The organism is Streptomyces sp. NPDC026062 (assembly GCF_055568375.1).
In genome coordinates, this window is the sequence record NZ_JBVHOQ010000027.1 from 20,900 (window position 1) to 44,671 (window position 23,772).

At 70.4% G+C, this 23,772-nt stretch carries 18 protein-coding genes and 1 riboswitch; of the genes, 4 read left to right on the forward strand and 14 right to left on the reverse strand.

What is annotated here, in order from left to right:
- Positions 1-72 precede the first annotated feature (72 nt).
- The 6 genes from ACZ4LX_RS23825 to ACZ4LX_RS23850 all read right to left on the reverse strand — a co-directional run bounded on the left by ACZ4LX_RS23825 (position 73) and on the right by ACZ4LX_RS23850 (position 8,176).
- The gene (locus tag ACZ4LX_RS23825; RefSeq protein ID WP_467647584.1) at positions 73-2,490 is read right to left on the reverse strand and encodes a glycoside hydrolase family 2 protein; all 2,418 of its coding nucleotides are present in this window, start codon (positions 2,488-2,490) and stop codon (positions 73-75) included.
- Complete coding sequence (locus tag ACZ4LX_RS23830) at positions 2,487-3,392, reverse strand: ATP-binding cassette domain-containing protein (RefSeq protein WP_467647588.1); 906 nt, start codon at positions 3,390-3,392, stop codon at positions 2,487-2,489. Before ACZ4LX_RS23830 ends, ACZ4LX_RS23825 begins: the two co-directional genes overlap by 4 nt.
- Positions 3,377-4,318 (reverse strand): ABC transporter ATP-binding protein, encoded by a 942-nt coding sequence (locus ACZ4LX_RS23835; protein ID WP_467647590.1) that lies wholly within the window; start codon positions 4,316-4,318, stop codon positions 3,377-3,379. Before ACZ4LX_RS23835 ends, ACZ4LX_RS23830 begins: the two co-directional genes overlap by 16 nt.
- A gap of 43 nt (positions 4,319-4,361) precedes the next feature.
- On the reverse strand, positions 4,362-5,315 hold the full coding sequence (locus ACZ4LX_RS23840; protein ID WP_467647593.1) for an ABC transporter permease: 954 nt from the start codon (positions 5,313-5,315) through the stop codon (positions 4,362-4,364).
- Complete coding sequence (locus tag ACZ4LX_RS23845) at positions 5,312-6,307, reverse strand: ABC transporter permease (RefSeq protein WP_363067460.1); 996 nt, start codon at positions 6,305-6,307, stop codon at positions 5,312-5,314. The genes ACZ4LX_RS23840 and ACZ4LX_RS23845 overlap by 4 nt, the downstream gene beginning before the upstream one ends.
- 135 nt (positions 6,308-6,442) lie before the next feature.
- On the reverse strand, positions 6,443-8,176 hold the full coding sequence (locus ACZ4LX_RS23850) for an ABC transporter substrate-binding protein (protein WP_467647596.1): 1,734 nt from the start codon (positions 8,174-8,176) through the stop codon (positions 6,443-6,445).
- Between the two features lie 223 nt (positions 8,177-8,399).
- Here ACZ4LX_RS23850 and ACZ4LX_RS23855 point away from each other — a divergent pair, with 223 nt between their 5' ends.
- The 4 genes from ACZ4LX_RS23855 (at position 8,400) to ACZ4LX_RS23870 (ending at position 14,043) form a co-directional block, all read left to right on the forward strand.
- A complete protein-coding gene (locus ACZ4LX_RS23855; protein WP_467647598.1) occupies positions 8,400-9,434 on the forward strand; it encodes a LacI family DNA-binding transcriptional regulator in 1,035 nt (344 codons plus the stop codon).
- A gap of 91 nt (positions 9,435-9,525) precedes the next feature.
- Positions 9,526-10,359 (forward strand): NAD(P)H-binding protein, encoded by an 834-nt coding sequence (locus ACZ4LX_RS23860; protein WP_467647601.1) that lies wholly within the window; start codon positions 9,526-9,528, stop codon positions 10,357-10,359.
- Between the two features lie 326 nt (positions 10,360-10,685).
- Complete coding sequence (locus ACZ4LX_RS23865) at positions 10,686-11,456, forward strand: ABC transporter ATP-binding protein (protein WP_467647604.1); 771 nt, start codon at positions 10,686-10,688, stop codon at positions 11,454-11,456.
- A gap of 58 nt (positions 11,457-11,514) precedes the next feature.
- Entirely contained in the window at positions 11,515-14,043 is a 2,529-nt protein-coding gene (locus ACZ4LX_RS23870) for an ABC transporter permease (protein ID WP_467647607.1), read from the forward strand.
- 69 nt (positions 14,044-14,112) lie between these two features.
- Here ACZ4LX_RS23870 and ACZ4LX_RS23875 read toward each other — a convergent pair whose 3' ends face one another.
- The 8 genes from ACZ4LX_RS23875 to ACZ4LX_RS23910 all read right to left on the reverse strand — a co-directional run bounded on the left by ACZ4LX_RS23875 (position 14,113) and on the right by ACZ4LX_RS23910 (position 23,765).
- Positions 14,113-15,417 carry a class I SAM-dependent methyltransferase gene (locus ACZ4LX_RS23875; RefSeq protein WP_467647610.1) on the reverse strand — a complete coding sequence of 435 codons (1,305 nt, stop codon included), beginning with the start codon at positions 15,415-15,417 and terminating at the stop codon, positions 14,113-14,115.
- Between the two features lie 489 nt (positions 15,418-15,906).
- Positions 15,907-17,283 (reverse strand): NAD(P)/FAD-dependent oxidoreductase, encoded by a 1,377-nt coding sequence (locus ACZ4LX_RS23880; protein WP_467647613.1) that lies wholly within the window; start codon positions 17,281-17,283, stop codon positions 15,907-15,909.
- A gap of 488 nt (positions 17,284-17,771) precedes the next feature.
- Positions 17,772-18,716 (reverse strand): Ppx/GppA phosphatase family protein, encoded by a 945-nt coding sequence (locus tag ACZ4LX_RS23885; protein ID WP_467647617.1) that lies wholly within the window; start codon positions 18,714-18,716, stop codon positions 17,772-17,774.
- Positions 18,717-18,781: 65 nt separating this feature from the next.
- Entirely contained in the window at positions 18,782-19,315 is a 534-nt protein-coding gene (locus tag ACZ4LX_RS23890; RefSeq protein ID WP_467647620.1) for a DUF501 domain-containing protein, read from the reverse strand.
- Positions 19,316-19,419: 104 nt separating this feature from the next.
- Positions 19,420-19,890, reverse strand: a complete 471-nt coding sequence (locus ACZ4LX_RS23895; RefSeq protein ID WP_467647625.1) for an FtsB family cell division protein — start codon at positions 19,888-19,890, stop codon at positions 19,420-19,422.
- 118 nt (positions 19,891-20,008) lie between these two features.
- Complete coding sequence (eno, locus tag ACZ4LX_RS23900) at positions 20,009-21,289, reverse strand: phosphopyruvate hydratase (RefSeq protein WP_219572828.1); 1,281 nt, start codon at positions 21,287-21,289, stop codon at positions 20,009-20,011.
- Between the two features lie 286 nt (positions 21,290-21,575).
- Positions 21,576-22,325, reverse strand: a complete 750-nt coding sequence (locus tag ACZ4LX_RS23905) for a transglycosylase family protein (protein ID WP_467647628.1) — start codon at positions 22,323-22,325, stop codon at positions 21,576-21,578.
- Between the two features lie 4 nt (positions 22,326-22,329).
- A riboswitch (cyclic di-AMP (ydaO/yuaA leader) is annotated at positions 22,330-22,501 on the reverse strand.
- A 301-nt stretch (positions 22,502-22,802) separates the two neighbouring features.
- Positions 22,803-23,765, reverse strand: a complete 963-nt coding sequence (locus ACZ4LX_RS23910) for a transglycosylase family protein (protein WP_467647631.1) — start codon at positions 23,763-23,765, stop codon at positions 22,803-22,805.
- Positions 23,766-23,772: the final 7 nt, after the last annotated feature.

A 23,772-nucleotide genomic window follows, 5' to 3' on the forward strand; every position in this document is an offset into this window, starting at 1 on the left:
GACGGAAAGTCGCCGCACCCATACAGCCGATTCGCCAGGCGCGCGCCACGGATCGCCAGGGGCGCGCCACCCCTATCGGGCAACGGCGTCGTTCACGCAGCGCAGTACCGGGTGCGAGCCCAGCGCCTCCGGGTCCTCCAGGACCGCTCCTGTGATCATGAACACCGTGCTCTCGCCGGGCAGCAGCGTGACGAGCATCTCGTCCACCTCGGCCGCCGGGTCCAGCCGGTCGGGGAAGAGCGCGAGGTCCCTCAGAAGGGTGCGGGCCGTCACCTCGACGCGGTATCCGGGCGCCTCGTCCCCGCTCTCCGTCACCGTGACGTCGTACCGGGCCGGCGGCAGCGCCAGGCGGGTGTCCTCCTCGTAGAACTCCACCGTCCGGGTCTCCCCGATGCGGGCGACCAGGAGTTCGCGGGCCCGGTCGGCCGGTTCGGCCACGGACGGCGGCAGCGGGACCCGGGAGACCGAGCGGGCGGCGGTGCTCACCAGCACGTCCTCCTCGGCCAGCACCGCCCCGTCCAGGCCGTGCCGGGTCAGCCGCAGTGTGCCGGCCCAGGGCGTGGAGGTGTCGTTGACGAGGTGGACGGCGCCGTCGCGTACGGCGATCAGCCGGTCCGCGTACACGGCCCGCAGGGCGTACCAGAGGGGCTTGCGGCGGCCGTCGCCGTCGACGGCGGCCCAGGAGACGACCGGCCAGCAGTCGTTGAGCTGCCACACGATCGTGCCCATGCAGTACGGGGTGTGGGAGCGGAAGTGACGGATGCCGAACGCCACGGCGCGGGCCTGGTTGAGCTGGGTGAGCCAGTGCCAGTCGTCGAAGTCCTCGCCCGGCTGCGGGAGGTGGTCGCCCAGGCCCCGGAGCAGCTTGGCGTTGCCGTCGTCGGCCTTCTGGTGATGGGCCAGGAGCGGGGCGTCGGGGGTCAGCGGGCCGCTGACGGCGCGGCGCAGGGTGGTGTACGCGGGCGGGCCCTGGAAGCCGAACTCGGCGACGAAGCGCGGCACCCGGTCCGCGTAGGCGCGGTAGTCGGCCCGGTTCCACACGTCCCAGATGTGGATGGTGCCGTGTGCCGGGTCCTGCGGGTGGATGTCCTCGGTGCCGGAGTAGGGCGAGCCGGGCCAGTACGGGCGGGTCGGGTCGGTCTCGGCGACGACGGCGGGGAGCAGCTCGTGGTAGTAGCCGTGGCCCCAGGTCCGGTCGCCCAGTTCCTTCTGCCAGTCCCAGTCGGCGTGGCCCTCCAGGTTCTCGTTGTTTCCGCACCACAGGACGAGGGAGGGGTGCGGGGCGAGGCGGGTGACGTTCTCCCGGGCCTCGGCCGCCACCTCGTCCCACAGCGGCTGCTCCTCCGGGTAGGCCGCGCAGGCGAAGGGGAAGTCCTGCCAGACCAGCAGGCCCTTCTCGTCGGCCAGTTCGTAGAACTCGTCGCTCTCGTAGAGTCCGCCGCCCCAGACCCGGATCAGGTTGACCCCGGCGGCGACCGCCTGGTCGAAGCGGTCGGAGATCCACTGCCGGGTGAGGCGGTGCGGGAAGCAGTCCTCGGGGATCCAGTTGACGCCGCGTACGAAGACGGGTTCGCCGTTGACGACGAAGCGGAACGCCTCGCGCTCCAGAGCGACGCCTCGGAAGCCGGTCCTGCCCTGCCAGGTCCGCTCGCCGAGGCGGACGGTGACGCCGTACAGGGGCTGCTCGCCGTGGCTGAGCGGCCACCAGAGATCCGCGCGCGGCACGGAGAGGGTGGTGGTGGCCCGGTCCTCGCCGGCGGGGACGGTGAACGCGGCACGCTCGCCCGCGACCTCCACCACCGCTTCGAGCACCTCGGCCGACTCCTGGCCCGGCCGGTCGATGCCGAGGGTGACGGTCAGGCGGGGCACCCCCGCCTCGTCGAGATCGGGCAGCAGGGTGACGGAGGCGATCCTCGGACCGCTCCAGGTCTCCAGGGCGACCGGCCGCCATATGCCGGAGGTGACCAGTGTCGGACCCCAGTCCCAGCCGAAGTTGCACGCCATCTTGCGGATGAAGGCGTACGGCTCCGCATAGGCGCCGGGCCGGTCGCCGAGCCGTTCGCGCAGCTCCTCGGCGTAGGTGTACGGGGCGGTGAACCGTACGACGAGGGTGTTGGCGCCCTCGCGCAGCAGGGGGCGGACGGGGAAGCGGTAGGAGCGGTGCTGGTTGGCGGTGCGGCCGACCTCGGTGCCGTTGAGCAGGACGGTGGCGACGGTGTCGAGGCCGTCGAAGCACAGGTCGGCGTGGTCGTGCCCGTCCGGCGTCCAGTCGAACGTGGTCCGGTACGTCCAGTCGGTGCGGCCGATCCAGCCGAGCCGGCTCTCGTTGTCGTCCAGGTACGGGTCGTCGATGAGCCCGGCCGCGAGCAGGTCCGTGTGGACGCAGCCGGGCACGGTGGCGGCCACGCCCGCCACGGGGAGCCCCGGGGGCACGGGGCTGTCGGCGGTGAGCGTCCAGCCGTCGTGCAGGGGCAGGTGGCTGAGGGTCACGCGGGGGTCCTTCCACAGGCGGGGAGCTGGGCGCAGGCGACGAAGTGGTCCGGCTCGGTCTCGTACAGGTCGGTGTCGCCGCCGCCCTCGTGGAAGGCGCAGCTCTCCAGCGGCTGCGGCGGGTCCCACGGGGTGTTGAGGCGGGGCACCGCGGCCAGCAGGGTGCGGGTGTAGGGGTGGAGGGGGTTGCCGAACACCTTCTGGGTGTCGCCGCGTTCGACGACCCGGCCGCGGCGCAGCACGACGGTCTTCTCGGCGAGGTAGGTGCCGAGCGCCAGGTCGTGGGTGATGTAGAGGACGCCGAGGCCGCGTTCCTTGAGTGCGGCCAGGAGGTTGAGGACGTCGATGCGGGTGGAGGCGTCGAGCATGCTGGTGATCTCGTCGGCGACCAGGAAGCTCAGGTCGAGCAGGAGGGCGCGGGCGATGAGGAGGCGTTGCAGCTGTCCGCCGCTGAGCTGGTGCGGGTAGCGGCCCAGCACCTGCCCGGGGTCCAGACGGACGTCCCGTACGGCCTTCTCGACGCGGTCGGCCCATTCCTTGTCGGGGACGCCCGGGTGGTAGGCGCGGCGGACGAGGGCGAAGACGCGGTCGGCCCGGAAGACCGGGTTGTAGCAGGAGAAGGGGTCCTGGAAGACGCCCTGGACGCGGCGGTAGAAGTCCTTTCCCGGGCGGACCTGCTGTCCGTCCAGGGTGAGGCTGCCGGAGCTGACGCCGGTCAGGCCGAGGATCATCCGGCCGATGGTGGACTTTCCGCTGCCGCTCTCGCCGATGAGGGAGACGACCTCGCCGGGTGCGGCGGTGAAGGACACCCGGTCGACGGCTGTGACGGAACCGCCGCCGAACGCTCCGGCGCGGTAGGTCTTGGTGACGTGGTCGAGGGTCAGCATCAGGCCTTCCAGCATGCGACGGAGTGACGGGGGGCGATCTCCACGACCGGGGGCTCCTCGGCGCACTCGTCACCGGCGAGCGGGCAGCGGTCGCGGAAGCGGCAGCCGGCCGGGGGGTTCAGCAGGGAGGGCGGGGCGCCCGCGATGCCCTTGAGGGGCTTGTCGGCGTACCGGGCGCCGACTTCGGGGAGCGAGCCGAGCAGGAGCTTGGTGTACGGGTGGCGGGGCGCGGTCGTGAGGACCTTCGTGGGCGCCTTCTCGGCGAGCTTGCCCGCGTACATCACCATGATGGAGTCGGCGATGTGCGAGGTCAGGCCGAGGTCGTGCGTCACGAAGATCATGCTGGTGACCAGGCCCTTGTCGCGCAGCCCGGTGAGCGCGCCGACGACGGCCCGCTGGGTGGAGACGTCGAGGGCGGAGGTGACCTCGTCCGCGATGAGGACGGACGGGTCGAGCAGGGTGGAGATCACCATGACGGTGCGCTGTTTCATGCCGCCGGAGAGCTCGATCGGATAGCGGTCGAGGACGTCGTGGTCCAGGCCCACCAGGTCGAGGCGGCGGTGGAGTTCGGCGGTGTCCACGCTGACGCCGCGCGAGGCGAGCAGTTCGCGGATCATGCGCCCGATGCGCCGGGTGGGGTTGAGAGCGCTCATGGAGTACTGCGGGACGAGCGATATCCGGTGGAAGCGGAAGGCGTTCATCGCCCGGTCGTCGGAGACCGGGACGTCGTCGCCGTCGAGGGTGACGGTGCCGCCCGCGTGCCGCATCCGGCCGTCGAGACGGATCAGCGACTTGCCGAGCGTCGTCTTGCCGCAGCCGGACTCGCCGGCCAGGCCCAGGATCTCCCCGTCGGCCAGGTCGAAGCTGACGCCGTCCAGGGCCCGGACCTCACCGCGCAGTGTGCGGTAGTGGACCCTCAGATCGGTCACGGTCAGGGTCATGTGCTCAGGCCTCTCCGGGATCGGTCACGGTGGGAGTCATGTCTCAGGCCTCCCGGAGCTTCGGGTTGAAGACCTCGTCGAGGCCGACGTTGGCGACGTAGAGCGCGCCGACGATCGCGGTGATCCCGGCGCCCGGCGGGACGAACCACCACCACATGCCGAGTTGGAGCGCGCTCCACTGCTGGGCGCTCTGGAGCATCATCCCCAGCGAGACGCCCTCGGTGGGGCCGAGCCCGATGAAGTCGAGCGAGGAGGCGATCAGTACGGATCCGCCGAAGAGCAGGATGAACATCATGAAGAGGTACGAGCTCATGTTGGGCGCGATCTCGCGGAAGACGATCCGCCAGGTGCCGCTGCCGCTGAGCCGGGCCAGGTCCACGAACTCCCGGGTGCGCAGCGAGAACGTCTGCGCGCGGATCGCGCGCGCCGCCCAGGGCCAGGAGGTGAGCCCGATGAACAGGCCCTGGACGGCGACCGAGCGGACCCCGAGGTAGGCGTTGATGATCAGCAGCACGGCGAGGGCGGGCAGCACCAGGACCACGTTGGTGATCATGTTGAGGATCTCGTCGACGGCTCCGCCCCGGTAGCCGGCCAGGAAGCCGACGAGCATGGCGATGACGGCGGCGATGGCCCCGCCGACGACGCCGACCAGGAAGGTGGCGCGCAGCCCGTGCACGAACTGGGCGTACACGTCCTGGCCGAAGGTGGTGGTGCCCATCCAGTACGTGCCGTCGGGCGGCGCGGCCTGCGGGCCCACGTATTCGTTGGGGTCGGCGTTGTCGAGCAGCGGCGGGCCGAAGACGCCGACGAGCAGGAGCAGCACGACGACGGTGAACCCGATGAGGAGCTTGGGGTTGCGCACGGCGTAGTGGAGCGTCTCGCGGCCCGGTGTGGCCGCTGCCACGGCGGGCGCCGCCGGAGCCCCGGGAACGGGTCCGGGGCCGGTGTCGGGGCCGGTGGGACCGGTGCCGGTGGCCGGTTCGGGCACGGTACTCATGACTGGCCTCCTGCCATGCCGGTACGGGTCCGGGGGTCGACGACGACGTACACGATGTCGATGAGGAAGTTGGCGATCAGTACGCCGATGACGATGAAGAGGAACGCGCCCTGGAGCAGGAAGAAGTCCTGGTTCTGGATCGCGGCCAGGATCAGTGAGCCGAGCCCGGGATAGGCGAAGACGATCTCGGTGACGAGGGCCCCGGCCACCAGGACACCCAGCTGGAGGGCGAGTCCGGTGATCTGGGGCAGGACGGCGTTGCGGAAGGCGTAGCGGCGGATGAGCCGCTGCGGTGCGCCGAGGGCCGACAGATACGAGGAGTAGTCGGACTCCAGCTCGTAAATGATCATGTTGCGCATGCCGATCGCCCAGCCGCCGAGTGCGACCAGGAAGAGCGAGAGGAACGGCAGCACCCAGTGCTGGAGCAGGTCCACGGCGAAGGCGGTGGACCAGCTCGGCTGGATGTCGAGGCTGTATCCGCCGGAGAGCGGGAACCAGCCCGCCTTGGAGCCGAGCGCCCAGGCGAGGATGACGGCGATCCACATGTAGGGCATCGCGGTGAGCAGATATCCGGCCGGCAGCACGGTGTTGTCGAGCACCTTGCGGCGGGCGGCCAGCGCCCCGGCCCAGTTGCCGACGAACCAGCTGAGCAGGACGGACGGGATCATCAGCCCCAGCGTGTACGGGAGTGCGTCGAGCAGCACGTCGGCCACGGGCTTGGGGAAGACCCAGATGGACAGCCCGAAGTCGCCCTGCAGCAGGGCGCCCCAGAAGTGCAGGTACTGCTGCCAGACGGGTTCGTCGAAGCCGAAGAGGTTGTTGTAGTAGGCGCGCATGGCCTCGACGGCCTCGGGCTGCGAGACCCGGGCCCTGGCCACCATGGCGGCGACGGGGTCGCCCGGCATGAAGCGCGGGATCATCCAGTTGACGGTGACGGCGACGACGAAGGTCAGTGCGTAGATCAGTAGTTTGCGGGCGAAGTAGCGGCGCAAGGGAGCTCCCCGGGGAGAGCCCCGCCGTGCGGGCGTCAGGGCGGCCTGCGCACGGCGGGGCGGTCATGGATTCAGGGCCCGGCGCCGGCCCGCCGTGTCGCGGCGGGCCGGCGGGGGTCCCTCAGAACGGGTGGGTCACTTGGCGGGCTTGAGCTGGGTGAGGGCTTCGAAGCCGCCCATCTCCAGCCAGTTGCGCCACATCGCCGGCGCGTACTTGGGCGCGCCCTCGGCGTCCGACGGCCAGTTCGTCCAGCTTCCGACGGTGGACTGGGCCCAGAGGCCGTTGTACCAGAGCGGAATGACCGGCATCTCCTTGAGCTGGATCGCCTGGATCTTCGAGATGACCTTCTTCATGCCCTCGGTGTCGTCCGTCTTGACCGCGCCGAGCTCCTGGACGAGCTTCCAGGCCTCCTCGTTCTCGTACCGGCCGAAGTTGACCGTGTTCTGCTGCTTCTGGACGGGCAGCTGGAACATGTACTCGTAGTACGTCCACGGGGTGCTGGACAGCTGGCGCTCGTTGTTGACGACGAGGTCGAAGTTGCCCTTGCCGCGCGTCTCGTTGAGGGCGTTCGCGTCGGGGAACTCGGTGGTGATGGAGATGCCCGCGTCCTTGGCCGACGAGGCGATGACCTTGGCGGCCTCCATCCAGTCGGTCCAGCCGGTGGGCACGGCCAGCTTCAGGCTGAGCTTGGAGCCGTCCTTGTTCTCCACCAGGCCGTCGCCGTTGGTGTCCTTGTACCCGGCGTCCGCGAGGATCTGCTTGGCCTTGTCGGTGTCGAAGGAGAAGCCCTCCTTCGACACCAGGTCCTGGTCGACGAACTTGTCCCACTGCGGGAGCAGACCGGTCGGGTTGGCGGGCTTGACCAGTTCCCCGTACACACCCTTGACGATCTTGCCGGTGTCCACCGAGGCGGCCAGCGCCCTGCGGAAGGCCGCGTCGTTCATCGGCTTCCTCGTGGTGTTGGGCACCAGCCAGGCCGTGTTGGCGGAGAGCATGTAGGGCGGCTTGTCGTAGTACGAGACGACCTTCTTGCTCTTGATCAGCGAGGAGGCGCCGGGCAGGAAGTTGTTGCTGAGGTCCAGCTGCCCCTGGCCCAGCTGGCCGATGACGACCTCGTTGCTCGGGTTGGAGACGTCGACGATGTAGCGGGGCGCGGGCTTCATGGAGAGCGCCTTGACGCCCCACCAGTCGTCGCGCCGCTGCCAGACGACCCGGTCCTGGGACTTGCTCTTGAGCGTGTACGCACCGGTGCCGACCGGCTTGTCGTTGACGCCGTCCAGGATCTCCTTCTCGGAGCGCTTGCCCCAGATGTGCTCCGGGACGACCGGCTGTCCGTAGAGGGTGAAGTCCCACTCCTGGTAGCGGGCCTCCTTGAAGGTGAAGCGGACCGTCGTGGCGTCCACCGCCTTCGCGTCCGACAGCCAGCTCCACAGGGTGTGGAAGGACGAGGCCTCGATCTTGCCGATCCCGTAGGAGTACGCGACGTCCTTGGCGGTCAGCGGCTTGCCGTCCGACCAGGTGATGCCCGGACGGAGCTTCACCTCGTACGTCTTGGCGCCGGTCCAGCTGCCCGACTCCGCCAGCCAGGGCGTCAGCTTGCCCGCGTCGGGGTCGAAGTGGAACAGCGTCTCGTAGACCAGCCCCTTGGTGCCGGTCGCGTGGTCCCAGTTGTGCAGCGGGTTGTAGTTGGCCGGTGGCCCCCACTGCGTCCCGGTGGTGTAGAGCGTCTCGTTGCGCGGAAGCGCGCCACCCCCGCCACCCGATCCGCCCGAGCCGCCCGCCGAGGAGCCGCCCCCCGTGCACGCGGTGGCGGCGAGTGCGATCACGGCGAGCGTGGCCGCGGTCCGTCCCCGGAATCCCGTGCCCATCGTCCCTCCTTCTCCCCGCCGTCCTTGCCGAGCGGAGTTACTGAACCGGGTAAGTGCCGTGAAGCTAAGGCCGCCAAGAGGGCATGTCAAGGGTGCGGGAGCGCTCCCATCCCTTTATTTTCCGGGGCAGTTGAGCGATCATCCCTCCGGGAGAGGAGTACCGAACGAGAGATCGCCGACTAGGGCATTTCGTGTAATACGAACCGGTTAAGTGAGGTCGCATTTGCCCAGACACCGCCCCACGATCGCCGACATAGCGCGCCGCGCCGGGGTCTCCAAGGTCGCGGTGTCCTACGCGCTGAACGACCGGCCGGGCGTCTCCCCCGCGACCCGCGCCACCATCAAGGCCATCGCCCAGGAGATCGGCTGGCAGCCCAACAGCGCGGCCCGCGCCCTCACCCGGGCACGCGCCGACGCGGTCGGCCTCGCCCTGTGCCGGCCCGCCCGGCTGCTCGGCATGGAGCCGTTCTTCATGGAACTGATCAGCGGGATCGAGAGCGAACTCTCCCCGCGCGGCTGCGCCCTGCTCCTCCAGGTCGTCACCGATCCGGCGCAGGAGCTGGAGCTCTACCGCCGCTGGTGGGGCGAGGGCCGGGTGGACGGCGTGTTCCTCGCCGACCTGCGCAGCCCCGACCCCAGGATCGAGGGCGTCGTCGGCACGGGGCTGCCGGCGGTGGTGATCGGCCACCCCTCGGCGGCCGGCCCCCTGCCCGCCGTATGGTCGGACGAGCACGCGGCACTCCGGGACACCCTCACGTATCTGACCGCGCTGGGGCACCGGTCCATCGCCCGGGTCGCGGGCATGCCCGGCCTCAACCACACGGAACTGCGCGACCGGGCCCAGCGTGGGATCTGCGCCGAACTCGGTCTCGGTGAACCGGTCATCGTCCACACGGACTACTCCGGACAGGACGGGGCGCACGCCACCCGACGGCTGATCAGTTCCCCGCGGCGCCCCACCGCCGTCGTCTACGACAACGACATCATGGCCGTGGCCGGTCTCTCGGTCGCCCAGGAGATGGGGCTCCAGGTGCCGGACGACCTCTCCCTGATCGCCTGGGACGACTCCCAGCTCTCCCGGGTGGTCCGGCCGCCGCTCACCGCGCTGAGCCGCGACATCCCGGCGTACGGGGGCCATGCCGCGCGCACCCTGCTGTCCCTGGTCACCGACGGTACGGCGGCGGGGTTCGAGGACGCGGCGGCCCGCCTGGTCCCGCGCGGGTCGACGGGACCGCCCCGGCGGACGGCCTTGACCTGAAGCGCGATTGAGCTTCTAGCGTCTCCTCCAGTTGCCCGTCCGGCAGTTGCCCGCCCGGCAGTTGCCCGTCCGACGACAGGAGAAGGTCCTCATGATGCTCATAACGGGAGCCACCGGGAACGTAGGAAGTGCGCTGCTCAAGGAATTGCACGCGTACGGTGCCGGGCCGCTGAGAGCGCTCACCCGTGACGCGGCGAAGGCCGTTCTCCCCGAAGGGGTCGAGGCCGTCGAGGGCGACTTCACCGACCCGGCCTCACTGAAGCCCGCTCTGGACGGGGTGCGCTCGCTGTTCCTCGTGTCGCGCCTGGGCCCGGACGCCGACGTCCTCGCGGCGGCCCGGCAGGCGGGCGTCGCCCACGTGGTGCTCGTCTCGTCCATCACGGTCCTGACCCATCCGCACCTCGGTCCCGCAGGCGAGAACCTGGCGGTCGAACAGCTCCTCAAGGACAGCGGCATGGCGTGGACGATCCTGCGGCCGACGCAGTTCGCCTCGAACTCCCTGATGTGGGCGGCTTCGGTCCGCGCGCACGAGACGGTCCTCGCGCCCTACGCGGACACCGGACTGCCCACCATCCACCCCTCGGACATCGCGTCGGTGGCGCGGGTGGCACTGACCGGGACCGGCCACCACGGACGGACGTACGCCCTGACCGGCCCGGAGCGGGTGACCGCCCGGCAGCAGGCCGAGGCCATCGGCGCGGCCCTGGGGAGGGAGGTGCCTTTCGCCGAGATCAGCCGGCAGGAGGCCCATGCCGGGATGGCCGAGGTCTTCGGGAGCGAAGCCGCGGACGCGGTCCTCGACATCACGGGCGGCGACGTCAACGACGCGATACAGGCGGTGCGCACCACGGTCTCGCAGGTCACCGGCGCCCCGGCCAGGCCGTTCCGGCAGTGGGCCGCGGAGAACGTCGCCGCCTTCCGCTGAACCGGCCGGCACTCCGCCCACCGCCCCGATGGCGCGGGCGCGGCCTACGGCTCCGGGGCGGCCGGGGCGAGTACGGCGTGCCCCTGCCCCGCGAGCCCCGCCTGGCCCGGTCCGGGCGAGGGGTCCTCGGGGTCGGTGTCATACCGCAGGAGGACGCCAGGGCCTCCCCGGTGCGACTCAAGGCTGCCCTCGATACGGGCACCGGGAGTGACGATCCCCGGCCGGCCGGCCGGGACGATGGAGCAGTGCCCTGTCCTGGGCCCGCCGCCCGGCGGGACTGCCGGGCGGGCTCCCCGTCCCGTACCCGCCCGACCCTGGAGTCTCCCGTGACCACCATGTCCACCGCTCACCGCGCCACCGCGGTGGCCGCCCGCGCCACGGAACTGTCGAAGGTCTACGGAGAGGGCGAGACGAAGGTGACCGCCCTGGACCGGGTCACCGTGGACTTCCCGCAGGGCGAGTTCACCGCGATCATGGGGCCCTCCGGCTCCGGCAAGTCCACGCTGATGCACTGCGTGGCCGGCCTCGACAGCTTCAGCAGCGGTTCCGTGCGGATCGGCGAGACCGAGCTGGGGTCCCTCAAGGACAAGCAGCTCACCCAGTTGCGCCGGGACAAGATCGGTTTCATCTTCCAGGCGTTCAACCTGCTGCCGACGCTGACCGCGCTGGAGAACATCACGCTGCCGATGGACATCGCGGGCCGCAAGCCCGACCAGGACTGGCTGCGCAAGGTCATCGAGATGGTGGGCCTCGTCGACCGCCTCAACCACCGGCCCACCGAGCTCTCCGGCGGCCAGCAGCAGCGTGTCGCGGTGGCCCGCGCCCTCGCCTCGCGGCCCGAGATCATCTTCGGCGACGAGCCCACCGGGAACCTGGACTCCCGCTCCGGCGCCGAAGTCCTCGGCTTCCTGCGCAACTCGGTGCGCGAACTGGGCCAGACCGTGGTGATGGTGACCCACGACCCGGCCGCGGCCTCCTACGCGGACCGGGTGATCTTCCTCGCGGACGGGGCGATCGTGGACCAGATGACACACCCCACCGCCGACAAGGTGCTGGACCGGATGAAGGCGTTCGACGCCAAGGGCCGCACGAGCTGAGCCCCGGGCTCCCTCCCGCGCCCCCCCCTTCCGGACCCCATCCCCAGGACTGACAGACATGTTCCGTACCGCCCTGCGCAATGTGCTCTCGCACAAGGCCAGGCTGCTGATGACCGTCCTCGCCGTGATGCTCGGCGTGGCCTTCGTCTCCGGCACCCTGGTCTTCACCGACACCCTCGGCAACGCCTTCCGCAACCAGTCGGCGAAGAGTTACGACGACATCGCCGTCGCCGTCACCACCCACGCCGACCGGCGCGACGAGCAGACCGCCGCCATCGACGCCGCCACCCTGAAGAAGATCCGGGCCCTGGACGGCGTGGCCTCCGCCACCGGCCGGGTCGCCGGCTTCGCCGGGGTCGCCGACCCCGACGGCAAGCTCATCGGCAACGGCTGGTCCAACACCGGTTCCAACTTCGCCCCCGGCAAGGACGGCAAGGACAGCCAGTACACCTTCAGCGACGGTTCCGGACCGGCCTCGGCAGGCAGCGTCGCGCTGGACAAGGACACCGCGAAGAAGGGCGAGTACAAGGTCGGCGACAAGGTACGGGTCGCGACCAACGGGCCGGTGAAGGAGTACACCCTGTCCGGGGTCTTCACCACCGAGGACGGCGCCGTCAACGCGGGCGGCAGCCTGGTCCTGTTCGACGCCCCCGTCGCCCAGCAGCTGTTCCTGCGGCCGGGCGAGTTCAAGGACGTCAACGTCACCGCAGCCCCCGGCACCACCGACGAGCAGCTGCTGAGCGCCGTGAAGCCGCTGCTCCCCGAGGACGCCGAGGCCAAGACCGGCAAGGCGCGCGCGGACGAACAGGCCGACCAGGCCGAAACCGCCCTGAGCAGCCTCAACAAGCTGCTGCTCGCCTTCGCGGGCATCGCACTCTTCGTCGGCATCTTCCTGATCGCCAACACCTTCACCATGCTGGTCGCCCAGCGCACCAAGGAGCTGGCGCTGCTGCGCGCCGTCGGCGCCTCCCGCCGCCAGGTCAAGCGCTCGGTGCTGATCGAAGCGGCCGTGGTCGGTCTGATCGCGTCCCTGGTCGGCTTCGTGCTGGGCCTCGGCCTCGCCACCGCCCTGCGCTCCGCGATGAGCCTGATCGGCGGGAAGATCCCGGCCGGACCGTTGGTCGTCGCCCCGCTCACCGTCGTCGCCGCCTTCGGCGTCGGCGTCCTGATCACCGTGCTGGCCGCCTGGCTGCCCGCCCGCCGGGCCGCGAAGATCCCGCCGGTCGCGGCGATGAACAGCCAGTACGCGGTGGCCACGGTGAAGTCCCTGGTGGTGCGCAACTCGATCGGCGGCTTCATCGCGCTGCTCGGCGGCGCGGCCGTCGTGGGCGGCGCGGCGAAGGCCGGGTCCAGCGGTCAGACGCTCCTCGCGGGCGGCGCCTTCCTGACCCTGATCGGCATCATCATCCTGATCCCCCTGCTGTCCCGCCCGGTGATCGCCCTGCTGCGCCCGCTGCTGCGGCGGACGTTCGGGGTCTCCGGCAAGCTGGCCGCGCAGAACGCGGTCCGCAACCCCCGGCGCACCGGCGCCACCGCCTCCGCGCTGGCGATCGGTCTCACCCTCGTCACCGGCATCTCGGTGCTCGGCGTCACCCTCGGCCAGGCCGTCGACAAGATGACGACGGACAACATCAAGGCCGACTACATGGTCTCGATGGCCGGCGGCGACGCGCTCGACGAGTCGGCTCTCACCGCCCTGGAGAAGGCCGACGGCGTCACCGCCCTCTCGCCCCAGCAGTCGGTCTGGCTGGACATCGGCGACACCTCGCTCTCGGCGTCCGGTGTCACCCCCGGCGATGTGGAGAAGGTCCTCGCCGTCGACACGGTCGCGGGCTCCCTGGACTCCCTGGGCCGGGGCGAGATCGCCGTCTCGGACAAGACCGCGAAGGCGCAGGGCTGGAAGACCGGGGACAGCGTCCCCGTCACGTACCAGGACGACAAGAAGGGCAGCCTGAAGGTCGGCGCCCTCTACAAGGACAACGAGTTCCTCTCGCCGGTCCTGATCCCGCGTGACGTCGTCGCCCCGCACGAGGGCCGTGCGGACATCCGTGAGATCTGGGTGAAGACGCAGGGCGGCGCGAGCGCGGCCAACGAGCAGGCGCTGGTCGACGCCCTGGGCGACAACCCGGGCATGAGCATCATGGACAGCGAGGACATCCGTGACATGTTCGGCGGCTCGATCAACCTCGCCATGAACATCATGTACGGGCTGCTGGCCATGGCACTGATCATCGCGGTGCTCGGCGTCGTCAACACCCTGGCCATGTCGGTGTTCGAGCGACAGCAGGAGATCGGCATGCTGCGGGCCATCGGCCTGGACCGGCGCAAGGTCAAGCGCATGATCCGGCTGGAGGCCGTCGTCATCTCGCTCTTCGGCGCGGTGGTCGGCATCGGGCTCGGCATGTTCCTCGGCTGGGCGATCGGCCGGACCGTGGCGGCCGAGATCCCGGGCTACGTCCTGGTCGTGCCGTGGGGCCGGATCGCGGTCTTCCTGCTCCTGGCCGCTCTGGTGGGGACGCTGGCCGCCCTGTGGCCGGCCCGCAACGCCGCGAAGCTGAACATGCTGACGGCGATCAAGACGGAGTAGTACCGCACCGGACACGGCAGAGGGCCGGTACCCGCCGCGGCGGGTACCGGCCCTCTGCCGTGTCCGCGGTCAGCCGCTCGCGTCGGCCTTCCAGTCGCGGGCGCGCAGCGGCATGCGGGCGCTTCCGCCGTCGGCCGGGCGGACCGCGAGAATCTGGTTCACGCCGATCTTGTTGTGCTCGAAGGAGAGCGCGGAGGCCGCCATGTAGAGGCGCCAGACCCTGGCCCTGCCGGGCGAGGTCATCCGCACGGCGCGCTCCCACTCCTTCTCCAGATTGGCGACCCAGCGGCGCAGGGTCAGGGCGTAGTGCTCACGGAGCGACTCGACGTCGCGCGTCTCGAAACCGGCTTCTTCGAGCGTCGCGACGGTCCGGCCCACCGGGGCCAGTTCGCCGTCCGGGAAGACATAGGCGTCGATGAACTCGTCCACGTGGTACGCGGACTCGTCCTTCTCCGGTCGGCGGGCGATCTGGTGGTTGAGGAGGCGCCCGCCGGGCTTGAGGAGTGCGTAGAGGTCGTCGGCGTACTCGCGGTAGCGGACGGAGCCGACGTGTTCGGCCATGCCGATCGAGGAGATGGCGTCGTACGGGCCGTCCCTGACGTCCCGGTAGTCCTGGACCCGGATCTCGATCCGGTCGGTCAGGCCTTCCCCGGCGATGCGCTTCCTCGCGAAGGCGGCCTGTTCGACGGAGAGGGTCACTCCGGTGACCCGGGCGCCGTACTCGCGGGCGGCGTGGATGGCCATGGAGCCCCAGCCGCAGCCGACGTCCAGGAGGCGGTCGTCCTTCTTCAGCGCGAGCTTGCGGCAGACCAGGTCGAGCTTGTCACGCTGGGCGTCCTCCAGGTTCCCGCCGTCCTCCCAGTAGGCGCAGGAGTAGACCATGGACGGGCCGAGGACCAGTGCGTAGAAGTCATTGCCGACGTCGTAGTGGTGGCTGATGGCCTCCTTGTCGCGGCGCTTGGTGTGCAGCGAGCCGCTGCGCCGGCGTACCTCCTCGGACGGGGGCGGGGGCGGCGGCCACGGACCGGCCAGCCGCAGCAGCCCCTTGACGGCGGACCGCACCTTCGGGTCGCGGGCCGGATGGGCGCCGCCCTTCGTCTCACCGGCGCGCTCCCAGATCAGCCCGGCCATCAGGTCCAGGGCCGTGTACAGATCGCCTTCGATGTCGATCTCGCCGGCCACCCAGCCCCGGGCCAGGCCCAGTTCGCCCGGCTTCCACAGCAGCCGGCGCAGGGCGCGGCGGTTCCTGATGACGAGGGCGGGGGCATCGGGGGGGCCGGATTCGCTGCCGTCCCAGGCCCGGATGCGGACCGGTAGGGGTTCTCCCAGCAGCTCCTGGGCGAGAGCGGTCAGCCGCGATGCGGCGTCTGCCATGGCGCACACCTCCGTGATGGTGTTTCCCAACGTGCCCGGACATGCCCACACATGCCCCGGACCACACCGCGGCGCCCATGGCGCCATGGCGAGGCACACCCCCCACAACAGTTTCCGGCGGCCGGACCATCCCGCTACCGCGCAATGGAACGGCAAAATGCCTGTAGCGCACACGCATCCGCCGGGGTGCTGGCTCCCGCACCCATGCGGCAGCATCCGCGCCGACCTGCCCCGATACGCCGAAGGGGCCGTCCGCACCACGGATGGCGGACGGCCCCTTCGGGCGTCGTACAACTGTCTGCTGCGGATACGGAGATCCGCGGACCGGGGCCGGAGAGCGGGGCCCTCCCGTCCGGACACGGGGCCGGAGAGTGCCCTCGGGCCGAGGCCGCCGCCCGAAGGGCGGACGGCGGTCCGACGGCACGGCCGAGGTCTTCCGTGCGGCTCGCGCCGGGCCGCGTGGACCCGGCATGAGCGTTGCGGAAGGCTCTAGGCCTTGGCCTTCTCACCCACGGGCTTGGCGGCCGCGGGGGCCGGCTTGGCAGCCTCGTAGAACTCCTCGCGCGGAGTCTCCATGGCGCCGAGGGAGACGACCTCGCGCTTGAGGAACATCGCCAGGGTCCAGTCGGCGAAGATCCGGATCTTACGGTTCCAGGTCGGCATCGCCATGCCGTGGTAGCCGCGGTGCATGTACCAGGCGAGACGGCCCTTGAGCTTGATCTTCACCTTGCCCATGACGATCATCGCGACGCCCTTGTGCAGGCCCAGACCGGCGACCGCACCCTTGTTGGCGTGGCTGTAGTCGCCCTGCGGGAAGCCGCGCATCCCGGAGATGACGTTGTCACCGAGGACCTTGGCCTGACGCAGCGCGTGCTGGGCGTTCGGCGGGCACCAGGCGTTCGGGTTGCCGGCCTTGCGGCCGATCAGGTCCGGCACCTGGGCGTTGTCGCCCGCGGCCCAGATGTAGTCGGTGCCCTGGACCTGGAGCTTCTCGGAGGTGTCCACGTGGCCGCGCGGACCGAGCGGCAGGCCGAAGCGGGCCAGCGCCGGGTTCGGCTTCACGCCCGCGGTCCACACGATGGTGTTGGAGTCGACCTCGAGGCCGTTCTTCAGCACCACGTGACCGTCGACGCAGGAGTCCATGGAGGTCGAGAGGAAGACCTCGACACCACGGGACTCCAGGTGCTCCCGGCCCCAGGTGCCCAGCTTCGGGCCGACCTCGGGAAGGATCTTGTCAGCGGCGTCGACGAGGATGAAGCGCATGTCCTCGCGCTTCACGTTCGTGTAGTACTTGGCCGCGTCGCGGGCCATGTCCTCGACCTCGCCGATGGTCTCCGCGCCGGCGAAGCCGCCGCCCACGAAGACGAACGTCAGCGCCCTGCGGCGGACGTCCTCGTCGGTCGTCGAGTCGGCCTTGTCCAGCTGCTCGAGGACGTGGTTGCGCAGACCGATGGCCTCCTCGATGCCCTTCATGCCGATGCCCTGTTCGGCCAGGCCGGGGATCGGGAAGGTACGGGAGACGGCGCCCATCGCGATGACCAGGTAGTCGAAGGGCAGCTCGTAGGCCTCGCCGACGAGCGGCGCAACCGTGGCGACCTTGCGGTCCTGGTCGATGGTCGTGACTCGGCCGGTGAGGACCTCGGCCTTGGGCAGCACGCGTCGCAGCGGGACGACGACATGCCGAGGCGAGATGCTGCCGGCCGCAGCTTCGGGGAGGAAGGGCTGGTAGGTCATGTACGACCGGGGGTCGACGACCGTGACGGTCGCCTCGCCGTAGCGCATCTTCTTCAGAATGCGCCGAGCTGCGTACAGGCCTACGTACCCACCGCCTACTACGAGGATCCTGGGACGCTCCGTGGTGCTCATGCCATCGAGTATCCACCCCCCTCGGAGGGCACGCTCGTGAGCCCCTTCACAAGGTATGGCCCACCCTCTGCTACACTTCGCCGCCCACGTGACCCAGGTCATGACCCGGCAGGGGAACCACAACACCCCGGCGAACGTTGTTCACCGCTTGTGAGCAGGCTTTTAGGCCGCCCAGCGAGGTGGACCACCCCTCCGATTCACACTCCCGCAACACGCTCGGAACCGTCCCGTACCCGGCGCGGGCTACCCCATGCACCCTCCCGTGGGCCCGTTCGGAGCAGAAGTCGGCCCCAGGGCACCGAATTCCTTGTGAAGAAGTTCACGAACTTGGTCGCGCCGTCTCTCCGAAGGGGCCCGAGAAGGGGCCGCGAACCTCTCAAAGGTGCAGGCCGGAGTACTGATGAGCAGCCTTCGCGGCCGGTGGCGGGGCAGGGCCGCGGAAAGCGCCCCCGCCCCTCGGCGGGCCGCTCGGAGAGCCGTGCCGCCCCTCAGCGGGCGGCGTAGAAAGCGATGCCGTCAAGGATGTCGTGTTCGCTGACGACGACCTCACCCGCACCGGTCCGCTCCATCACGGCCAGCAGGATCAGCGCCCCCGAGGTGATCACATCGACCCGGCCCGGGTGCATCGCACCGATCGCCGCCCGTTCCGCGTGGGTCGAGACGAGGAGCCGCCCGGTGATCTCCCGGACCTGCTCCAGGGAGACGCGGGAGTGGTGGATCGCCTCGGGGTCGTACTCCCGCAGCCCCAGCGCGATCGCGGCCACCGTGGTGACCGTCCCGGCGAGGCCGACGAGCGTGGCCGCCGAGGTGAGCGGCACGGTCTCCTCGACGAGGTCCAGCGCGGCCTCCACATCGGCCCGGACCGCGTCGACCGCGGCCTGCGCGGGCGGGTCGGCGACGACACCGTCCCGCACGAGGTGGCGCTCGGTCATCCGGACGCAGCCGATGTCCACGGACCGGGCGGCCCGCACCCGGTCGTCGCCGACGACGAACTCGGTGGAACCGCCGCCGATGTCCACGACCAGGTACGGCTTCGCCAGGTCGTCGCGCCCGGCAAGCTCCTTGGTGGCCCCGTCGAACGAGAACTCGGCCTCCTGGTCACCGCTGATCACCTCGGGCTCGACGCCCAGGATGTCCAGCACGCCACGGACGAAATCGGCCCGGTTCTCCGCGTCGCGGGAGGCGGAGGTGGCGACGAAGCGGACCTTCTCCGCCCCGTGCTCCTTGATCACCGCCGCGTACCGCCGGCAGGCCGCGAAGGTCCGCTCCAGCGCCTCGGGGGCGAGCCGGCCGGTCCGGTCGACACCCTGCCCCAGCCGGACGATCTCCATCCGCCGGTCGAGCTCGACGAGCTCCCCGGTGGCCGGGTCGGCGTCCGCGACCAGCAGACGGATCGAGTTCGTACCGCAGTCGATGGCGGCCACACGCGTCATGTTTCAAGCCTCTCCGGCTAGGGGTGAGCGGGGGCCCGGGGGCAGTGCCCCCGGGTGCGGGCGGGTCAGCCCTCGTCCGGCGTGCCGCACGGCGACACGCACGGACCCTTGCGCCACCACTCCGGCAGCATCGCGATCGCCTCGTCCCCGAGCGGGTTCACACCCGGCCCCGCGGCCAGCGAGTGACCGACGAGCACATGCAGGCACTTCACCCGGTCCGGCATGCCGCCCGCGCTCGGGAAGCCCTCCAGCACCTCGATGGCGTCACGCCGCGCGATGTAGTCCTCGTGCGCGGCGCGGTACGCCGCGGCCAGCTCGGGGTCCGTGGCCAGGCGCTCGGTCATCTCCTTCATGACCCCGTTCGCCTCCAGCGTGCCGATCGCGGACGCCGCGCGCGGGCACGTCAGATAGAACGTCGTCGGGAACGGCGTACCGTCCTCCAGCCGGGGCTGCGTCTCGACCACGTCCGGGTTGCCGCACGGGCAGCGGTGCGCGATCGCGCGCAGCCCCCGCGGCGGGCGCCCCAGCTGCTGCTGGAACGCGGCGATGTCCGCGTCGGTGGGCGCGGTGGACTCGGTCTGGGGAGGGGGCGTTTCCATGCCTGCCTAGGGGTTCTGATCGGACTGCTCGGACCGCGGTTGCGTGGACGACCGCGGTTCCGCAGACATGCGGAGAGAGCAGATGTACGGGAAAGGGATACGGCTCAGCCTCGGTCGGCGCTGTCGACGCCGTCCCACAGGTTGGAGTGCCAGGGCCGGTCGGACTCCTCCGGCTTCCCGTTGCGCTCCTTGACCGCGTCGGGGTCGACCACGGTGTAGCCGGTCTCCCCCGGAAGAACGTAGTGCAGGTGCTCACGGGCCAGCCGCTTGACGTACGCGTCGTCCTGGAGCCGCGCCTTCTCGTCGCGCAGCTCCTCGGTACGGGCCTCGGCCTCCTGCGCCAGCCGCTCCTGCTCGGCGATCTCGTCACGCTGCGACACATAGCTCCGCATCGGGTACGCCAGGGCGACGATCAGCGAGCAGACGATCAGAGCCAGGAAGGCCGCCCTGCCGGTGAGCCGGGAGCGTCGGGCCTGACGGCGGTTCTGGGACCGGTAGACGCGGGCCGCCGTCTGCTCGCCGAGCAACCGCAGCCGGGTCGCGGTGGAGAACCGGTCCCGGTCCTTCGCGGCCATCTCTCCGCCTCCCCATTACGCACGTCCGTCCCCGCACACGGTACGGGACCGAGTGCGGGGACGGACGGAGGCCGGGGCACTCGGCCCCGGCCGGGCCTGTCAGGCCGTGCCGTGCGTGTCAGCCCTTGAAGCGCGGGAACGCGGAACGGCCCGCGTACACCGCGGCGTCGTCGAGGATCTCCTCGATGCGCAGCAGCTGGTTGTACTTGGCGACGCGGTCCGAGCGGGCCGGGGCACCGGTCTTGATCTGGCCGCAGTTCACGGCGACCGCGAGGTCGGCGATGGTGACGTCCTCGGTCTCGCCGGAGCGGTGCGACATCATGCACTTGAAGCCGTTGCGCTGGGCCAGCTCGACGGCGTCCAGGGTCTCGGTCAGCGAACCGATCTGGTTGACCTTGACGAGCAGAGCGTTGGCGGAGCCCTCCTCGATGCCGCGGGACAGACGCTCCGGGTTGGTGACGAAGAGGTCGTCGCCGACGATCTGCACCTTGGCGCCGATCTTGTCGGTGATGACCTTCCAGCCGGCCCAGTCGTCCTCGTACAGCGGGTCCTCGATGGAGACGAGCGGGTACGCGGAGACGAGCTCCTCGTAGTACTCGGTCATCTCGGCGGCCGAGCGGGACTTGCCCTCGAACTCGTACTTGCCGTCCTTGTAGAACTCCGAGGCGGCGACGTCGAGCGCGAGCGCGATGTCCTTGCCCGGGGCGTAGCCGGCTTCCTTGATGGCCTCGACGATGAGGTCCAGGGCGGCGCGGTTCGACTCCAGGTTCGGCGCGAAGCCGCCCTCGTCACCGAGACCGGTGGACAGGCCCTTGGTCTTCAGGACCTTCTTCAGCGTGTGGTAGACCTCGGCGCCCCAGCGCAGGGCCTCGGAGAAGGACTCCGCGCCGATCGGCGCGATCATGAACTCCTGGATGTCCACGTTGGAGTCGGCGTGCGACCCACCGTTGAGGATGTTCATCATCGGGACGGGCAGCAGGTGCGCGTTCGGGCCACCGAGGTAGCGGAACAGCGGCAGGTCCGAGGCCTCGGACGCGGCGTGGGCGACGGCGAGCGAGACGCCGAGGATGGCGTTGGCGCCGAGGGAGCCCTTGTTCTCGGTGGCGTCCAGGTCGAACATCGCCTGGTCGATCAGCCGCTGCTCGGTCGCGTCGTAGCCGACGAGCTCCGGGCCGATCTGCTCGATCACGGCGAGAACGGCCTTCTCGACACCCTTGCCGTGGTAGCGGTTGGGGTCGCCGTCACGAAGCTCGATGGCCTCGAACGCACCGGTGGAGGCGCCGGACGGAACGGCAGCACGGCCCGTGCTGCCGTCGTCGAGGCCGACCTCGACCTCGACCGTGGGGTTTCCGCGGGAGTCGAGGATTTCCCTGGCTACGACGACGTCGATGGACGGCACGAGGCATCTCCTTCTGGGATATGACGCTGGTGGTGCAGGGTCGCTTTGGCCTTGCGACAAGAGCCTAACCGGCCCGGCCGCCGCAACCGGCCGACCGCCCGTCCCCTGGGACGAAAAAGGACCCAAGGGCAGGCATAGCGGGGCAAAGGTCCAGAAATTTACTGACGAGTAACTACAACAGTTGAACGATCAAACTCGAAACCGGCCGACCCCGGCCCGGTACGCACGGGGGGAAGGTGCGCACCGGGCCGGGGCGGCCGGAGATGTCAGCGAGGAGGGATCGCGACTACTTCGTCAGGTGGAGCTGCTGACCCGGGTAGATCAGGTCGGCGTCCTTGACGATGTCCTTGTTCAGCTCGAAGAGCTTCTCCCAGCCGCCCTTGACCTTGTGGTCGGCGGCGATCTTGCTCAGGGAGTCGCCGGAGACGACCTTGTACTCGCCGTCACCCTTCGCGACCTTGGCACCGGTCGGGGTGGTGACGGTCTTCTTCTGCTCGGCCTTCTTCGGGGCGGCGGAGCGGTCCGAGCGGTTGGTGGCGGGGGCCTCGGCGCGCTCGGCCTTCTTCGGCTCGGCCTGCTGGACCGGCGCGGACTCCTGCTTGGGCGCGGTCTCGGTCCTGGCGGCGGAGGAGCCGGTGTCGACGCCCGGGTCGACACCGTCGTTGCTCAGGTTGCCGGCGCCGGCGCAGGACCAGGCACCCGGGCCCTGGATGGCGAGGAGCTTCTCGGCGGTGGCGATCTGCTGGGCCTTGGTGGCCAGGTCGGCACGGGCCGCGTACTGGGTACCGCCGGCGGCGGCCCAGCTCGACTGCGAGAACTGCAGACCGCCGTAGTAGCCGTTGCCGGTATTGATGGACCAGTTGCCACCGGACTCGCACTGGGCGACGGCGTCCCAGGTGGACACGGAAGCGGCGGAAGCGCCGGTCGCACCCATCAGGGGGACGGCGATGGCGGCACCGGCGACACCGGCGAGCGTGGCGATACGGACGGCCTTGGACGGGCGACGGTGCTTGTTGCCCTTGCTGTTGAGCAGCATCGAGACTTCTCCTCACCGACGCCTACGAGGTGAGCTGTCGGGTTCGGGCCAAGTGAGTTGCCCGGCCGCGCGTCCTAGCGCACGACTTCACCCCAAGCCGGTCCTGATGCGTCTCTCGACGACCGGGCCCGGCGCTTACCTGGGTCCCCCGCTCCTGCCTACGGCGCTTTACGCGTCTGTTCCCTTCGACCGACGGCAGGATTCGGCGTGACGGTCGACGGGGCCCGCGGTGCGAGCGGTTCCGACCGTAAACACACCCAGCCCCGATATCCAAAGATAGACATACCGGATAAACGGCCCTTCCTTGCATCCGAAGAACCATCATTTGCGCAGGTCGGAACGGATGTGGCGGGACCTCCCGGACAAGACACGCCAGTTCACGCAAAGAGACCCATGTCTCACTCCGTCAAAAGTGGGACATAGGCCTCTTAAGTACCTCAAATTTTGAGGCATTCTCAGCCGATCATCAGACCGCTCTCAGTCCGCCTTCACACCGAGATCGAGGCTCTGGCCAGGCAGGATGAGGTCCGGGTCGGAGCCCACCTCCGCCTTGTTGGCCTCGTACAGCTGGGTCCAGCCGCCCGGCAGCTCCTGAGCTTCGGCGATCGCCCAGAGGTTGTCGCCGGCGCGCACGGTGTACGTACCGTCAGCAGCCGGAGCACCGGTGTCGCGTGCGCCACTCTCACCGCGCGAGGCATGGCGCCCCGCCTCCCGGTCGCCGCCGCCGCTCCCCCGGGTCTCCTCGGGGGCCGGAGCGCCCCGGTGCTTGCCGGACTTCTCCTGGCCCCCCGTCGATCCGTTCTCGGCGCCGGAGGCCTTGCCCGAGGGCGTGGTGGAGGGCGTGGCCGAGGGGGAGGCGGACGCGTCCGGGATCCTGCCCTTGCCCTCGGCGCCGCCCGAGGCATCGGCCGAGGCATCGCCCCCGGCGGCGTCCGTGGCCCCGTCCGCCGGCGTCGTCGCGTCCGAGGACGCGTCGTCCGACGCGGTGGCGTCCTCGGAGGGGTCGGCGCTCACCGACGGGTCGGCGGAGGGCGTGGTGCCCGGATCCACACCGGGCAGGCCGCTGTCCGTGGCCAGGCCCGAGATGACCGCACAGCTGGGCCACGCGTTCGGCCCCCGGTCCTCCAGGACCTTCTCCGCCACGGCGATCTGCTGCGAGCGGCTGGCGAGGTCGGCGCGCTCGGCGTACGACTCGCCGCCGTACGACTTCCAGAGCTCCTGCGAGAACTGCAGGCCCCCGTAGTAGCCGTTGCCGAGGTCGGCGCTCCACATGCCGCCGCTCTCGCACTCGGCCACCCGGTCCCAGGTCGAGGCGTCTGCGGCGTGCGCGCCTGCCGCGCCGAGCAGCGGGATGGCGATGGCCGAACCGGTCACGCCTGCGGCGACGACGATCGCGGGTGCCTGCCGAGGGCGACGGTGTCTGCCGTTAGCGGAGCCCATGGGAATG

What these genes read in the sequence shown, in the direction of transcription:
- ACZ4LX_RS23910 (WP_467647631.1), bottom strand. Translation starts at nt 23,765, where the DNA reads ATGGGCTCCGCTAACGGCAGACACCGTCGCCCTCGGCAGGCACCCGCG.
- ACZ4LX_RS23840 (WP_467647593.1), bottom strand. Translation starts at nt 5,315, where the DNA reads ATGAGTACCGTGCCCGAACCGGCCACCGGCACCGGTCCCACCGGCCCC.
- ACZ4LX_RS23885 (WP_467647617.1), bottom strand. Translation starts at nt 18,716, where the DNA reads ATGACGCGTGTGGCCGCCATCGACTGCGGTACGAACTCGATCCGTCTG.
- ACZ4LX_RS23830 (WP_467647588.1), bottom strand. Translation starts at nt 3,392, where the DNA reads ATGCTGGAAGGCCTGATGCTGACCCTCGACCACGTCACCAAGACCTAC.
- ACZ4LX_RS23875 (WP_467647610.1), bottom strand. Translation starts at nt 15,417, where the DNA reads ATGGCAGACGCCGCATCGCGGCTGACCGCTCTCGCCCAGGAGCTGCTG.
- ACZ4LX_RS23895 (WP_467647625.1), bottom strand. Translation starts at nt 19,890, where the DNA reads ATGGCCGCGAAGGACCGGGACCGGTTCTCCACCGCGACCCGGCTGCGG.
- ACZ4LX_RS23870 (WP_467647607.1), top strand. Translation starts at nt 11,515, where the DNA reads ATGTTCCGTACCGCCCTGCGCAATGTGCTCTCGCACAAGGCCAGGCTG.
- ACZ4LX_RS23860 (WP_467647601.1), top strand. Translation starts at nt 9,526, where the DNA reads ATGATGCTCATAACGGGAGCCACCGGGAACGTAGGAAGTGCGCTGCTC.
- ACZ4LX_RS23835 (WP_467647590.1), bottom strand. Translation starts at nt 4,318, where the DNA reads ATGACCCTGACCGTGACCGATCTGAGGGTCCACTACCGCACACTGCGC.
- ACZ4LX_RS23905 (WP_467647628.1), bottom strand. Translation starts at nt 22,325, where the DNA reads ATGCTGCTCAACAGCAAGGGCAACAAGCACCGTCGCCCGTCCAAGGCC.
- ACZ4LX_RS23850 (WP_467647596.1), bottom strand. Translation starts at nt 8,176, where the DNA reads ATGGGCACGGGATTCCGGGGACGGACCGCGGCCACGCTCGCCGTGATC.
- ACZ4LX_RS23890 (WP_467647620.1), bottom strand. Translation starts at nt 19,315, where the DNA reads ATGGAAACGCCCCCTCCCCAGACCGAGTCCACCGCGCCCACCGACGCG.
- ACZ4LX_RS23880 (WP_467647613.1), bottom strand. Translation starts at nt 17,283, where the DNA reads ATGAGCACCACGGAGCGTCCCAGGATCCTCGTAGTAGGCGGTGGGTAC.